11 protein-coding genes are annotated in these 14,033 nt (G+C 73.1%); all 11 read left to right on the forward strand.

All coding sequences use genetic code 11. The features are described 5' to 3' along the window. The first annotated feature begins 41 nt into the window (after positions 1–41). The 11 genes from thrC to glyA all read left to right on the forward strand — a co-directional run bounded on the left by thrC (position 42) and on the right by glyA (position 13,843). The gene (gene thrC / locus K7G61_RS30640) at positions 42–1,106 is read left to right on the forward strand and encodes a threonine synthase (protein ID WP_225850335.1); all 1,065 of its coding nucleotides are present in this window, start codon (positions 42–44) and stop codon (positions 1,104–1,106) included. A gap of 373 nt (positions 1,107–1,479) precedes the next feature. Next, the gene (gene thrB / locus K7G61_RS30645) at positions 1,480–2,403 is read left to right on the forward strand and encodes a homoserine kinase (protein WP_225850309.1); all 924 of its coding nucleotides are present in this window, start codon (positions 1,480–1,482) and stop codon (positions 2,401–2,403) included. Positions 2,404–2,778: 375 nt separating this feature from the next. Then, the gene (gene rho, locus K7G61_RS30650; RefSeq protein ID WP_225850310.1) at positions 2,779–4,791 is read left to right on the forward strand and encodes a transcription termination factor Rho; all 2,013 of its coding nucleotides are present in this window, start codon (positions 2,779–2,781) and stop codon (positions 4,789–4,791) included. A gap of 247 nt (positions 4,792–5,038) precedes the next feature. Beyond that, positions 5,039–6,871 carry a trypsin-like serine protease gene (locus K7G61_RS30655; RefSeq protein ID WP_225850311.1) on the forward strand — a complete coding sequence of 611 codons (1,833 nt, stop codon included), beginning with the start codon at positions 5,039–5,041 and terminating at the stop codon, positions 6,869–6,871. Between the two features lie 283 nt (positions 6,872–7,154). Further along, complete coding sequence (locus K7G61_RS30660) at positions 7,155–8,261, forward strand: LCP family protein (protein ID WP_225850312.1); 1,107 nt, start codon at positions 7,155–7,157, stop codon at positions 8,259–8,261. Between the two features lie 237 nt (positions 8,262–8,498). Next, on the forward strand, positions 8,499–8,729 hold the full coding sequence (gene rpmE, locus K7G61_RS30665) for a 50S ribosomal protein L31 (RefSeq protein ID WP_225850313.1): 231 nt from the start codon (positions 8,499–8,501) through the stop codon (positions 8,727–8,729). Between the two features lie 97 nt (positions 8,730–8,826). Next, positions 8,827–9,906, forward strand: a complete 1,080-nt coding sequence (gene prfA / locus K7G61_RS30670; RefSeq protein WP_225850314.1) for a peptide chain release factor 1 — start codon at positions 8,827–8,829, stop codon at positions 9,904–9,906. A 63-nt stretch (positions 9,907–9,969) separates the two neighbouring features. Further along, entirely contained in the window at positions 9,970–10,815 is an 846-nt protein-coding gene (gene prmC / locus K7G61_RS30675; RefSeq protein ID WP_225850315.1) for a peptide chain release factor N(5)-glutamine methyltransferase, read from the forward strand. Between the two features lie 34 nt (positions 10,816–10,849). Next, a complete protein-coding gene (locus K7G61_RS30680; protein ID WP_225850316.1) occupies positions 10,850–11,497 on the forward strand; it encodes an L-threonylcarbamoyladenylate synthase in 648 nt (215 codons plus the stop codon). Between the two features lie 32 nt (positions 11,498–11,529). Beyond that, entirely contained in the window at positions 11,530–12,165 is a 636-nt protein-coding gene (locus tag K7G61_RS30685) for a protein-tyrosine-phosphatase (protein WP_225850336.1), read from the forward strand. Between the two features lie 400 nt (positions 12,166–12,565). After that, the gene (gene glyA / locus K7G61_RS30690) at positions 12,566–13,843 is read left to right on the forward strand and encodes a serine hydroxymethyltransferase (RefSeq protein ID WP_374204300.1); all 1,278 of its coding nucleotides are present in this window, start codon (positions 12,566–12,568) and stop codon (positions 13,841–13,843) included. The last annotated feature ends 190 nt before the right edge of the window (positions 13,844–14,033 follow it).

Below are 14,033 nucleotides of genomic sequence, written 5' to 3' on the forward strand. Positions count from 1 at the left end.
TGAACGTCCATCTCGACCGGCCCCAGGCGCCGGACGGCCGAATGTCCGGCGCCCACCAGTGGCGCGGCATCATCGAGGAGTACCGCGACCGGCTGCCGGTCGGCCCGGACACCCCGGTGGTCACGCTGCTGGAGGGTGGCACCCCGCTGGTCCCGGCCCAGTTGCTGTCCGAGCGCACGGGCTGCGACGTCTACCTGAAGGTCGAGGGGGCCAACCCCACCGGGTCCTTCAAGGACCGCGGCATGACCATGGCCATCTCCAAGGCCAAGGAGGCCGGGGCCCAGGCGGTCATCTGCGCCTCCACCGGCAACACCTCGGCCTCGGCGGCCGCGTACGCGGTACGGGCCGGCATGGTCTGCGCCGTGCTCGTCCCGCAGGGCAAGATCGCGCTCGGCAAGATGGGCCAGGCGCTGGTGCACGGCTCCCGCATCCTCCAGGTCGACGGCAACTTCGACGACTGCCTGGAACTGGCCCGCGGTCTGAGCGAGAAGTACCCCGTGGCGCTGGTCAATTCGGTGAACCCGGACCGCATCGAGGGCCAGAAGACCGCCTCCTTCGAGGTCGTCGACGCCCTCGGCGACGCGCCCGACATCCACGTCCTGCCGGTCGGCAACGCCGGCAACATCACCGCGTACTGGCGCGGCTACCAGGAGTACGCGGCCGACGGCCCGGCCGGCCGCACCCCGCGCATGTGGGGCTTCCAGGCGTCCGGCTCCGCTCCGATCGTCCGCGGCGAACCGGTACGGCAGCCGCAGACCATCGCCACCGCCATCCGGATCGGCAACCCGGCCTCCTGGCAGTACGCCCTCGCCGCCCGCGACGAGTCCGGCGGCCTCATCGAGGCGGTGACGGACCGTCAGATCCTGTCCGCCTACCGCCTGCTGGCCGCCCGTGAGGGCGTCTTCGTCGAGCCCGCCTCCGCCGCCTCGGTGGCCGGCCTCCTCAAGGCCGCGGAGGAGGGCCGCGTCGACCCCGGCCAGCGCATCGTCTGCACCGTCACCGGCAACGGCCTGAAGGACCCCGACTGGGCGGTGGCCGGCGCCCCCCGGCCCGTCACGGTCCCGGTCGACGCCCACGCGGCGGCGGAGAAACTGGGCCTGGTCTGACGGCCGGGGCCGGCGGGCCGGCACGGCCGGCGTGACGGGCACGGAACGGGACCGCCGGGTGCAGCCCCGGGCGCCGGCCGGCCCCGCCCGGCCGGCCGGGCACCCGGTCGGCCGGCCGCGGCCCCGTCACCCGGCCCCGCGGATCCCCGGACAGGGGCGCACAGCCGCGGAGCGACACGCATCGCGCGCGGTGCGTGCGCCCTATGTCCGTGGAGAACCCCTCTTCGATAAGATTGCAGCAGCGGCACCTCAACGTGCCCGATCGGCGGACGCCACCTCGCATTTCCGCCCCTCCTCAGCCCGCCGCCCGGCAATGGAGCCGCTTGGGCGCCGCAGGCGAACCGCACCGCCGTACAAGGAGATTCGTCGAACGATGGCCGGTCCCGCATTCCGCGCCGCTGCGACACGCGTGCGCGTCCCCGCGACCAGCGCCAATCTGGGCCCCGGCTTCGACGCCTTCGGCCTGGCCCTGGGGCTGTACGACGACGTGGTCGTACGGGTCGCGGACTCGGGCCTGCACATCGACATCGCGGGCGAGGGCGCCGACACGCTGCCCCGCGACGAGAAACACCTGGTCGTCCGTTCCCTGCGGACGGCGTTCGACCTGCTCGGCGGCCAGCCGCGCGGCCTTGAGGTGGTGTGCGCCAACCGCATTCCGCACGGCCGCGGCCTCGGCTCCTCCTCGGCCGCCATCTGCGCCGGCATCCTGGCCGCCAGGGCCGTCACCATAGGCGGGCCCGCCGTTCTGGACGACACCGCGCTGCTGGAGCTGGCCACCGAGATCGAGGGCCACCCCGACAACGTGGCGGCCTGTCTGCTCGGCGGCTTCACCCTCGCCTGGACCGAGGCCGGCGGGGCCCGCGCGGTCCGGATGGACCCGGCGCGGTCGCTGGTTCCGGTGGTCTTCGTGCCGGCCACCCCGCTGCTCACCGAGACCGCCCGCGGGCTGCTGCCGCGTACCGTTCCCCATGTGGACGCCGCGGCCAACGCAGGCCGGGCCGCGCTGCTGGTGGAGGCGCTCACCAGGCGCCCCGAGCTGCTGCTGCCCGCCACCGAGGACCGGTTGCACCAGGAGTACCGGGCGCCCGCCATGCCCGAGTCGCTGGCCCTGGTGAACCGGTTGCGCGCGGAAGGCGTCCCCGCTGTCGTGTCGGGAGCCGGGCCGACCGTGCTCGCGCTCACCGACGAGGGGGCCGCCGACAAGGTGTCCCGCTTCGCGAGCGAGGACTGGGCGGCCAACCGCCTGGCCCTGGACACGGCCGGGGCCAGTGTCCTGCCGCTCGCGGGAGGGCAGTGACACGATTGCCGGCCGTAGAGAGGGGGAATGTTTGTTGGATCCGGTAGTGTTAATCTCAAGCCAGCATTCGCCGCCCAGTCGATATCCAGATGGGCGCGATGCGCTGTGTCCCTTCCGTGGGACCGCTTTTCTTCCGGGAGCCTCCCACACCGCATAGGCAGCCTGCCTGACAGGGACAGACAGCCTGCTGTTGCAGTGCTTCGAGCACGCTCCGGAGACGGTACGAGTTCACTCCGTACCGAAGCACGTATGTATTTCTGCCGCCATCAGGCGGACCACCGCCCCGGATCTGGACAGCGAGAATGCCCAGGCCCGGACAGCACGACCGGTCGCCGAGCCAGACAGGCCGACGTCCGCTCCAGGGAAGGACCCTTCGTGAGCGACACCACCGATCTGATGGGCGTGCGCGCAGACAACACTGTCGCCCCGTCCGATGCCGCCGCGCCCGCCACCGGTGCAGCCACTGCCGGCGCCACCAGGCGCCGCCGCTCCGGCACCGGCCTGGACGGCATGGTCCTGGCCGAACTCCAGCAGCTCGCCTCGGGCCTCGGCATCAAGGGCACGGCGCGCATGCGCAAGAGCACGCTGATCGAGACCATCAAGGAGCGGCAGGCCGCGGGCGGCTCGGCCGCCGCGCAGAGCCCGGCCTCCGCCGACGGTGCCGCGGCGGACAAGCCCAAGCGCCGTGCCACGTCGCGGGCGCGCCTGGAGCAGGCCGCCGCCCAGTCCGACAGCGCCGCGCAGGCCGCGACCGCCACGGCCACCGCGCCGCCGGAGCTCAAGCAGATCGAGATCCCCGGCCAGCCCGCCGGGGAGCAGGCCAAGGCCGCCGCGGCCCCCGCCAAGGCCGACCGGGCCGCTGAGGCCGCCGCCGACACCGCCGAGGGGCGTGCCGCGGAGAAGGCCGACAAGGGCGGCGACAGGGGCGCGGGCGACAAGCAGCAGGCCGGTGCGGGTCAGGGCGACGACCGCCAGGACCGCTCCCGCCGGGACCGCCGTGAGCGCCAGCGCGACCGCGACCGCGACCGCCGCCGGGGCGAGGACGGCGACGGCGGCCGGGGCGGCCGGCAGAGCGGCCAGGGCGGCCAGGGCCAGCAGCAGGGCGGCCAGGGCGGTGGCCAGGGCGGCCAGCAGCAGGACGACGACGAGTTCGGCGAGGGCCGGGGCCGGCGCCGCGGCCGCTACCGCGACCGCAGGGGCCGCGGCCGCCGCGAGGACTTCGGCGGAGGCGGCGAGCCGCAGGTCGCCGAGGACGACGTCCTCATCCCGGTGGCCGGCATCCTCGACATCCTCGACAACTACGCCTTCATCCGCACCTCCGGCTACCTGCCCGGCCCCAACGACGTGTACGTCTCGCTCGCCCAGGTCCGCAAGAACGGCCTGCGCAAGGGCGACCACGTCACCGGCGCGGTCCGCCAGCCCAAGGACGGCGAGCGGCGCGAGAAGTTCAACGCGCTGGTGCGGCTGGACTCCGCCAACGGCATGGGCCCCGACTCCGGCCGCGGCCGTCCGGAGTTCAACAAGCTCACCCCGCTGTACCCGCAGGACCGGCTCCGGCTGGAGACCGACCCGAGCGTGCTGACCACGCGGATCATCGACCTGGTCTCGCCGATCGGCAAGGGCCAGCGCGGCCTGATCGTGGCCCCGCCGAAGACCGGCAAGACCATGATCATGCAGGCGATCGCCAACGCCATCACCACCAACAGCCCCGAGTGCCACCTGATGGTCGTGCTGGTGGACGAGCGGCCCGAAGAAGTCACCGACATGCAGCGGTCGGTGAAGGGCGAGGTCATCTCCTCGACCTTCGACCGCCCGGCCGAGGACCACACCACGGTCGCCGAGCTCGCCATCGAGCGGGCCAAGCGCCTGGTGGAGCTGGGCCACGACGTGGTCGTGCTGCTGGACTCCATCACCCGCCTGGGCCGCGCGTACAACCTCGCGGCGCCCGCCTCCGGCCGCATCCTGTCCGGTGGTGTCGACTCGACCGCGCTCTACCCGCCGAAGCGGTTCTTCGGCGCCGCGCGCAACATCGAGGACGGCGGCTCGCTGACCATCCTGGCCACCGCGCTGGTCGAGACCGGCTCGCGGATGGACGAGGTGATCTTCGAGGAGTTCAAGGGCACCGGCAACATGGAGCTCAAGCTGGACCGCAAGCTCTCCGACAAGCGGATCTTCCCGGCGGTGGACGTGGACGCGTCCAGCACCCGCAAGGAGGAGATCCTGCTCGGCGGCGAGGAGCTGTCCATCGTCTGGAAGCTGCGCCGGGTGCTGCACGCGCTCGACCAGCAGCAGGCGATCGAGCTGCTGCTGGACAAGATGAAGCAGACGAAGTCCAACGCGGAGTTCCTGATGCAGATCGCCAAGACCACGCCGGGTTCGATGGACTGAGCCCGCTCGCGTGACGCGACCCGAACCTGCCCACCGGCCCCCCCGGTGGGCAGGTTCATTTCTATGTCGTATGATCGGCCAGCCGCAGGTGGGGGGGAACTCATCTTCGGACCTTGCCCTGCGCCCGTGGTCAACCCGCCCGCGCCCGGGCGGGTCTCTTTTTGTCTTCAACCTGTTTTCCTGCGTGCACCCCGCCGCCTTCGCGCGCGAGCGCCGGCGGCCCTGGAGACAACGACAGGAGTTCTGGGTGATCCCTGCTCATGACATCGCCCGGCGGGCGAGACGCGGCGCGCTCGCGTTTTCCGCCGCGGCACTGGCCGCCGGTACCGCCGGCGCCCTGATGACCGTTCCGGCGCACGCGGACAGCCCGTCCGCGCCGAGCCGGTCGGCCTACACCCTCGCCGCTTCGCACGACACCTCGACGTCCTCGGACAGCGCGGCGCGACTGCGCAAGGTCGTCGACGAAGCGCGCGTGCTGAAGAGCCGGAAGGCGACCCGCGGCACCTTCTCCGCGACGCCCGGCGGCAAGAGCACCACCGGCACCACGAGCACCACCGGGTCCAGCGGACCCACGGCCACCCCGCAGATCATCGGCGGCACCGACGCCACGATCAGCGAGGCGCCCTGGATGGCCCAGCTTTACTACCTGGACGACCAGGGCACGGCGGACACCTCCGACGACACCATCATCTTCTGCGGCGGCACCGTGGTGTCACCCTCGAAGATCCTCACGGCCGGCCACTGCGCGAGCGGCATGGACTGGGCGAGCAACGGCTTCGTCGTCACGGGCACCGACCAGTTCTGGCTGGACGCCGTCGGCGATCCGGCGGGATCCGTGATCAGCGGCGTGACGCGGCAGTGGGTCAACCCGTCGTACAACGCCACCACCACGGACAACGACGTCGCGGTGCTCACGCTCGTCGAGCCCGTGACGACCAAGACGCTGTCCATGACCTCGGCGAACGACACCACCTCGTACACCGCGGGCAAGACGGCGACGGTCTACGGCTGGGGCCGTAACAGCTCCACCACGCAGGACCAGCCGCTGCAGCTGCAGAAGGCGACGCTGCCGATCGACACCGACTCGACCTGCACGTCGTACTGGGGCTCGTTGTTCAAGCCCGGCCACATGGTCTGCGTGGGCGACGCGGCGACCGGCTCCGACGCCGGCACCGTCAGCCCGTGCAACGGCGACTCCGGCGGTCCGCTCGTCGAGGGCGGCAGGATCGTCGGCATCGTGTCGTGGGGCGTGGAGGACTGCGTCGCCCAGGGCGCGCGCAGCGTCTTCACGAAGGTCAGCACGTACGTCCCGACCGTGAACCCGCGGCTGGACGACGCGAGCTGGAACGAGGACGGCCTCGGCGACCTGATCGCCCGCACCCCCACGGGTTCGGGTTACATCTACTACTCCACGGGCAGCGGTCTGGCCTCGCGCGAGTACCTCGGCGACCTGAGCGGGCTGAACCTGGTCCGCCAGACCGACCTCAACCGGGACTCGTACGAGGACGCCGTGGTCCGCACCACGGACGGCAAGCTGTACTTCCTCGACGCCTACTCCGGGGACTCCGTCCTGGTCGGCGGCGGCTGGGGCGTCATGCGCTCCATCACGCTGCCCGGCGACCTCACCGGCGACGGCCTGCCCGACCTGTTCGCCACGGACAGCAGCGGTGCGGCGTACGTCTACCCGGGCAACGGCAAGGGCACGTTCGGCTCGCGCGTCAAGATCGGCACGGGCTGGCAGACCTACGGCGCGGTCATCTACGGCAAGGGCGACCTGACCAACGACGGTCACCCCGACATCGTGGCCCGCGACGGCTCCGGCAACCTGTGGCTGTACAAGGGCACGGGCAAGGCCTCGGCCCCCTGGGCGGCCCGGGTCAAGATCGGCGGCGGCTGGGGCACCTACACGGCCTTCGCGGCCGTCGGCGACCTCACCGGCGACGGCAAGGCGGACCTGATCGGCCGGGACTCGGCGGGCAAGCTGTGGCTCTACAAGGGCACCGGCTCGTCCACCGCTCCCTACGCCGCGCGGGTCCTGATCGGCACCGGCGGCTGGAACGCCTACAACCTGTTCGGCTGACCCGCTCGATCCCGGCCGTAAGGCCACCGGCGCCCGCGTACCCCTCCACCAGGGGATACGCGGGCGCCTTCGCGTATCGGCCGGGTGGCCGCGGGGTCGCCCGAATGGCGGCGCCGGGTCCGCGGGCGCACAGTGGGACGTCAGACGCGTCTTCACGCCGCGAGCCGGGACCGACGGGCGCGGGCCGGCGCCCGCCGGCCGAGGACAGGACCACGCCTGAGGACGGCGGCCGGGGGTAGCCGACACAGGACGAGGACGCGTCGAGCGAGACCGAGGTGCCGCCATGCCCGAGGACCAGTCGCCGGGCGCCGGCGCCAGCCCCATAGGGGGCGGCGCGGCCCGGGCACGCCGCCGCCGCACGCTGAAGGCGCTGGCGTGGTCGGCGTCCGTCCTGGTGCTCCTCGGCGCGGGCGGGGCCGGCTACGTGTACTACCGGCTGAACTCCAACATCCACAGCGTGGACATCGACTCCGCGCTGCGGCGCGGCCACCGGCCCGCCAGGCTCGACAACGGCGCCATGGACATCCTCGTCCTCGGCTCGGACTCCCGCTCCGGCGCCAACCGCGCCTACGGCCGCGACAGCGGCACCGCCCGCTCCGACACCGCCATGGTCGTCCACCTCAACCGGGGCCACACCGAGGCCACCGTGGTCAGCATCCCGCGCGACACCCTGGTCCACCGCCCCGCCTGCGCGAAGCCGGGCGGCGGCACGGCCCCTGCCGCGGACGGCGTCATGTTCAACAGCGCCTACGAGACCGGCGGCCCGGCCTGCGCGGTCAAGACGACCGAGGCGCTCACCGGGCTGCGCATGGACCACTACATCGAGGTGGACTTCACCGGCTTCAAACACCTGATCGACGCCCTCGGCGGGGTGCCGCTGACCACCACCGCGGCCATCCACGACCAGCAGAGCCACCTGAACCTGGCGGCCGGCACCCACACCCTCGACGGCGCGCAGGCGCTCGGCCTGGTCCGCACCCGGCACGGCGTCGCCGACGGCAGCGACCTCGGGCGCATCCGGCTCCAGCAGGCGTTCCTGCGGGCCCTGCTCGACCGGATCGGCGGGATCGGGCTGCTGACCAGCCCCGGCAAGCTGTTCTCGATCGCCGACACCGCCACCGGCGCGGTCACCACCGACACCGGGCTCGGCTCGGTGAACAAGCTGATGAACCTGGCGCAGAGCGTCCGCTCCATCGACTCGCGGCACGTACGGACGGTGACGCTGCCAGTGCGGTTCGCGCCCAGCGACCCCAACCGCGTCCAGCCCATCCCCTCGCGGGCGGCCATGGTGTGGGGGGCCCTGCGGGCCGACCGTCCCGTCCCGGCATCGGCCACCAAGGGCTCGGTCGCCGAGGAGACCGAGGCCGCCAAGGTCGTCAGGCACCCTTGAGCAGGACGGCAGGCACCCCTGAGGAGGGCAGCGGGCCCCCTTGAGGAGGACCGGCGGGCACCCCTGAGCAGGACCAGCGGACAACACGCTGACCTGCGCGGACGCCCCGGGAATGATTCCGCGGGACCACCGGTTTTGGAGGATGCGGTCGGTCCTGGCAGACTTGACCGCTGGTCCCGGTTCACGCGACGCAAACCCGCGGCGCGACCCGGTGCCCTCCCGGACCTAGGAGCATCCTTGAAGCGCGACATTCACCCCGAGTACGTCGAGACGCAGGTCACCTGCACCTGCGGCGCGTCGTTCACCACCCGCAGCACCGAGGCCAGCGGCCAGATCCGCGCGGACGTGTGCTCCGAGTGCCACCCGTTCTACACGGGCAAGCAGAAGATCCTCGACACCGGCGGCCGCGTGGCCCGCTTCGAGGCCCGCTTCGGCAAGGCGAAGACGGCCGGGTCCGCCAAGAAGTAGCGACCCGCAAGCGCCGGTCCCCGGTCGCCCGGCACAGGGCGACCCGGACCGGCGCTTTGTCGTCCGGCCCCCACTTCTTTCTTCCCAGGGATCCATCATGTTCGAGGCGGTCGAGGAACTGATCGGCGAGCACGCCGACCTCGAAAAGCGGCTTGCCGACCCGGCGGTGCACGCCGACCAGGCCAACGCCCGCAGGCTGAGCAAGCGTTACGCCGAGCTCACGCCGATCGTCGCCGCGTACCGCTCGTGGCGGCGGACCGGCGAGGACATCGACACCGCGCGCGAACTCGCCCTGGCCGACCCGGACTTCGCCGCCGAGGTCAAGGACCTGGAGCGGCAGCGCGAGGAGCTCACCGAGCGGCTGCGGCTGCTGCTGGTGCCGCGCGACCCCAGCGACGACAAAGACGTCATCCTGGAGGTCAAGGCCGGCGAGGGCGGCGAGGAGTCCGCGCTGTTCGCCGGCGACCTGCTGCGGATGTACCTGCGGTACGCCGAGCGGGTCGGCTGGAAGACGGAGATCCTCGACGCCAACGAGTCCGACCTCGGCGGCTACAAGGACGTCTCGGTGGCGGTGAAGGCCAGGGCGAGCCACGAACCGGGCCAGGGCGTGTGGGCGCGGCTGAAGTACGAGGGCGGCGTGCACCGGGTGCAGCGGGTGCCGGCCACCGAGTCGCAGGGGCGCATCCACACCTCCGCGGCCGGCGTGCTGGTCACCCCCGAGGCGGAGGAGGTCGAGGTGGAGATCAACCCGAACGACCTGCGGATCGACGTCTACCGCTCGTCCGGCCCCGGCGGCCAGTCGGTCAACACCACCGACTCCGCGGTCCGCATCACCCACCTGCCCACCGGCCTGGTCGTCTCCTGCCAGAACGAGAAGAGCCAGCTGCAGAACAAGGAGTCGGCGATGCGCATCCTGCGCTCCCGGCTGCTGGCCCTCGCCCAGGAGGAGGCCGAGCGGGAGGCGTCCGACGCCCGCCGCAGCCAGGTGCGTACGGTGGACCGCTCGGAGCGCATCCGCACGTACAACTTCCCGGAGAACCGGATCTCCGACCACCGGGTGGGCTTCAAGGCGTACAACTTGGACCAGGTGCTCGACGGGGACCTGGACGCCATGATCCAGGCGTGCGTGGACGCCGACTCCGCCGCCAAGCTGGCCGCGGCCGGCGACGGCAGCTGACAACGGCCGGGTCCGAAGGGGTCCGCTAGGGGTCCCGCGAGGGTCCGAAGGGGAAGAGAAGAAGTGAACCTGCTGCTCGCCGAGGTGGCGCAGGCCGCGCAGCGGCTCGCGGAGGCCGGGGTGCCGTCGCCGCGCTTCGACGCCGAGGAGCTGGCCGCGTACGTCCACAACGTCAAGCGCGGCGCGCTGCACACGGTCGCCGACGCGGACTTCGACGCGCGCTACTGGGAGGCCGTCGCCCGCCGCGAGGCCCGCGAACCGCTCCAGCACATCACCGGCCGCGCCTTCTTCCGCTACCTGGAGCTCCAGGTCGGACCCGGGGTGTTCGTGCCGCGCCCGGAGACCGAGTCGGTGGTCGGCTGGGCCATAGACGCGGTACGTGCGATGGACGTCGCCGAGCCGCGCATCGTGGACCTGTGCACGGGCTCGGGCGCCATCGCGCTGGCCCTCGCGCAGGAGGTGCCGCGCTCGCGCGTGCACGCCGTGGAGCTGTCGGAACAGGCCCTGGAGTGGGCCCGCAAGAACACCTCGGGCACCAAGGTCGACCTGCGGCACGGCGACGCGCTGACCGCCTTCCCCGACCTGAACGGCCAGGTGGACCTGGTGATCTCCAACCCGCCGTACATCCCGCTCACCGAGTGGGAGCACGTGGCCCCCGAGGCCCGCGACCACGACCCCGAGCTGGCCCTGTTCTCCGGCGAGGACGGTCTTGACACCATCCGCGGCATCGAACGCACCGCCCACCGCCTGCTGCGGCCCGGCGGCGTGGTCGTGGTCGAGCACGCCGACTCCCAGGGCGGCCAGGTCCCCTGGATCTTCAAGGAGGACGCGGGCTGGGCGGACGCGGCCGACCACCCCGATCTCAACAACCGCCCGCGGTTCACGTCCGCGCGGAAGGCGTTGCCGTGAGCACGGCAACGGGTACGTCTCAGGAGGTCAGCTAATGGCACGGCGATACGACTGCTCCGACGCGACCGACCGGGCCACCGGCCTGCGCGAGGCCACCTCGGCCGTCAAGCGCGGGGAGCTCGTGGTGCTGCCCACCGACACGGTCTACGGGATCGGCGCCGACGCCTTCGACGCGGAGGCCGTGGGCGACCTCCTGGAGGCCAAGGGACGGGGCCGCAACATGCCCTCCCCGGTGCTGGTCGGCTCCCCGAACACGCTGCACGGCATCGTCACCGACTTCTCCGAGCAGGCCTGGGAACTCGTCGACGCCTTCTGGCCGGGTGCCCTCACCCTGGTCACCAGGCACCAGCCGTCGCTGAACTGGGACCTGGGCGACACCCGCGGTACGGTCGCGGTCCGGATGCCCCTGCACCCGGTCGCGATCGAACTGCTGACCGCCACGGGGCCGATGGCCGTCTCCAGCGCCAACCTCACCGGGCACCCCTCGCCGCAGGACTGCGACGCCGCCCAGGGGATGCTCGGCGACTCGGTCGCGGTCTACCTCGACGGCGGGCCGACCCCGGCCGCCGTGCCGTCCTCCATCGTGGACGTGACGGGCAAGGCGCCGGTGCTGCTGCGGGCCGGGGCGATCAGCGCGGACGAGCTGCGCAAGGTCGTACCCGACTTGCAGGAGCGCAATTGACAACCGCCGGACTCCGGTCCGACGGGTGGGACATACGGGGGGCGGTCGGCCTGCCGGACGTACCGGGGCAGGGCCGCGACGTCTTCCGCGTCCTGCACGTGTGCACCGGCAACGTGTGCCGCTCCCCGATGGCCGAGCGGCTGATGCGGCACGGCCTGGCCGGGCGGCTCGGCGACGGGGCGGCGGGGATCCTGGTGGAGTCGGCCGGCACCTGGGGCCACGAGGGCGCGCCGATGGAGGCGCACGCGGCCGCGGTGGTCGCCGAGTACGGCGCCGACCCGTCCGGCTTCACCGGCCGCGAACTGCTCGACGACCACGTCATCGACGCCGACCTCGTGCTGACCGCCACCCGCGACCACCGGGCCCAGGTCATCTCCATGGGCCACGCGGCGGGCCTGCGCACCTTCACCCTCAAGGAGTTCACCCGCCTGGTGCGGGCGATAGACCCCACCACGCTGCCCGACGCCGGCGTCACCGAGCGGGCCCGGGCGCTGGTACGGGCCGCGGCGGCGCTGCGCGGCTGGCTGCTGGCACCCAGCCCCGATGCCGACGAGGTGCGCGACCCGTACGGCGCCCCCGTCTCGTACTTCCGCAGCATCGGCGCGGAGATCCAGCTCGCGCTGGACCCGGTGGTGACCGCACTGACCGGAATCCCCGCCGCCGTTTAGCCCCGTGCCGCAGCGCGTGTCCGGGCGGACGCGCCTACAGTGGGACCGGGAATTCTTCTCTTCGCCCGGGAGCGCAGCCATGCCGGTCGCCGGAGGAACAGCGGAAGGAACCGCGGGACCCGCGGCGGCCGACGGGCCCCGCGCGGGAACGGGAGCCGGGACGAGGTCCCGGACGCGGGCGCGGACGGCGCCCCCGCCGCAGACCGGGCCGGAGCCCGGCCCCCCGGCCGTCCCCGGCCGCCCGGAGGCCGCGCCCACCGCTGGGGCCGCGTCCGGTGCGGGGACCCCGGCCGGTGCGGAACCCGCGAGCGGCGCCGGTTCCGCGGGCCGTGCCGGGTCCGCGAGCCGTACCGGGGCCGCCGGCCTCGAACCCTCCGCCGCCGGCGAACCCGCGCCCGGAATCGAACCCGCGCCCGGCGAGATCCACGCGCCGCCCGCGGACTTCGCGGCCCTGCGGCGCCAGGATCCGGAGCTGGCCGGGGTGCTGCTGGCCGAACTGGACCGGCAGAGCACCTGCCTGCAGCTCATCGCGGGGGAGAACTTCACCTCGCCAGCCGTCCTGGCCGCCCTCGGCTCGCCGCTGGCCAACAAGTACGCCGAGGGCTACCCGGGCCACCGCCACCACGCCGGCTGCGAACTGGTCGACCTGGCCGAGCGGCTCGCCGTCGAGCGCGCCTGCGCGCTGTTCGGCGCCGAGCACGCCAACGTCCAGCCGTACTCCGGCTCCTCCGCGGTGCTCGCCGCCTACGCCGCCCTGCTGGTGCCGGGCGACACGGTCCTGGCCACCGCCCTGCCGCACGGCGGCCACCTCACCCACGGCTCACGGTCCAACTTCTCCGGCCGCTGGTTCGGCTTCGTCGGCTACGGCACCGACCCGGACACCGGCCTGATCGACTACGACCAGGTGCGCGACCTGGCCCGCGCCCACCGCCCCAAGGCGATCGTGTGCGGCTCCATCTCCCATCCCCGGCACCCCGATTACGCCGCCTTCCGGGAGATCGCCGACGAGGTCGGCGCCTACCTCATCGCGGACGCCGCCCACACCCTCGGCCTGGTCGCGGGCGGCGCCGCCCCCAACCCCGTCCCGTACGCGGACGTGGTGTGCGCGACCACCCACAAGACGCTGCGCGGGCCGCGCGGCGGGCTGATCCTGTGCGGCGAGCACCTCGCCGGGCGCGTGGACCGGGCCGTCTTCCCGTTCTCGCAGGGCGGCCCGCACATGCACTCCGTCGCCGCGAAGGCGGCGGCGTTCGGCGAGGCGGCCGGCCCGGCCTTCGCCGCGTACGCCCACCAGGTCGTCGCCAACGCCCGCCTGCTCGCCAGGACGCTGGCCGGTGAGGGCCTGGACGTGCTCACCGGCGGCACCGACACCCACCTGATCGCCGCCGACGTCTCCCCGCTCGGCCTGGGCGGGGTACGGGCCCGCGGCCGGTGCGCGGCGGCCGGCATCGTGCTCGACAAGTACGCCCCGCCGTACGCCGCCAGGACCGACGACAGTTGCGCGGGGATCCGGCTGGGCACCGCCGCGATCACCACCCAGGGCATGCGCGAGACCGAGATGCCGCAGGTCGCCGCGCTCATCGGGCGGGCACTGCGGGAGGAGCGCGGGGTCGTCGCCGACGTCAACGGGCTGGTGCGGCGCTTCCCGCCGTATCCCGCCGTGACCACCGGAGCGTGACCGCGCCGGCACCGCCGCGTGAGCGGGCCGATCCAGGTACATTCCCCGCCGGGGTGTGGTGCAACCGCAAAGGTTGCCCAAGAGTCTTCAGTTGTGTTGGCTGTCGCCGCCCGCCCACCACTAGGGTGTGACGCTGTGAGGAACCCCCGGACGTGCGCGCCCGGCGGCCGCGCTCCCGAAGACGTCGGAG

It is taken from the genome of Streptomyces sp. HPF1205, from assembly GCF_020400825.1.
Lineage (GTDB): Bacteria > Actinomycetota > Actinomycetes > Streptomycetales > Streptomycetaceae > Actinacidiphila.

Coding starts and splice junctions, on each gene's coding strand:
- thrC (WP_225850335.1), top strand. CDS start 42: ATGTCCGGCGCCCACCAGTGGCGCGGCATCATCGAGGAGTACCGCGAC.
- thrB (WP_225850309.1), top strand. CDS start 1,480: ATGGCCGGTCCCGCATTCCGCGCCGCTGCGACACGCGTGCGCGTCCCC.
- K7G61_RS30660 (WP_225850312.1), top strand. CDS start 7,155: ATGCCCGAGGACCAGTCGCCGGGCGCCGGCGCCAGCCCCATAGGGGGC.
- prfA (WP_225850314.1), top strand. CDS start 8,827: ATGTTCGAGGCGGTCGAGGAACTGATCGGCGAGCACGCCGACCTCGAA.
- K7G61_RS30680 (WP_225850316.1), top strand. CDS start 10,850: ATGGCACGGCGATACGACTGCTCCGACGCGACCGACCGGGCCACCGGC.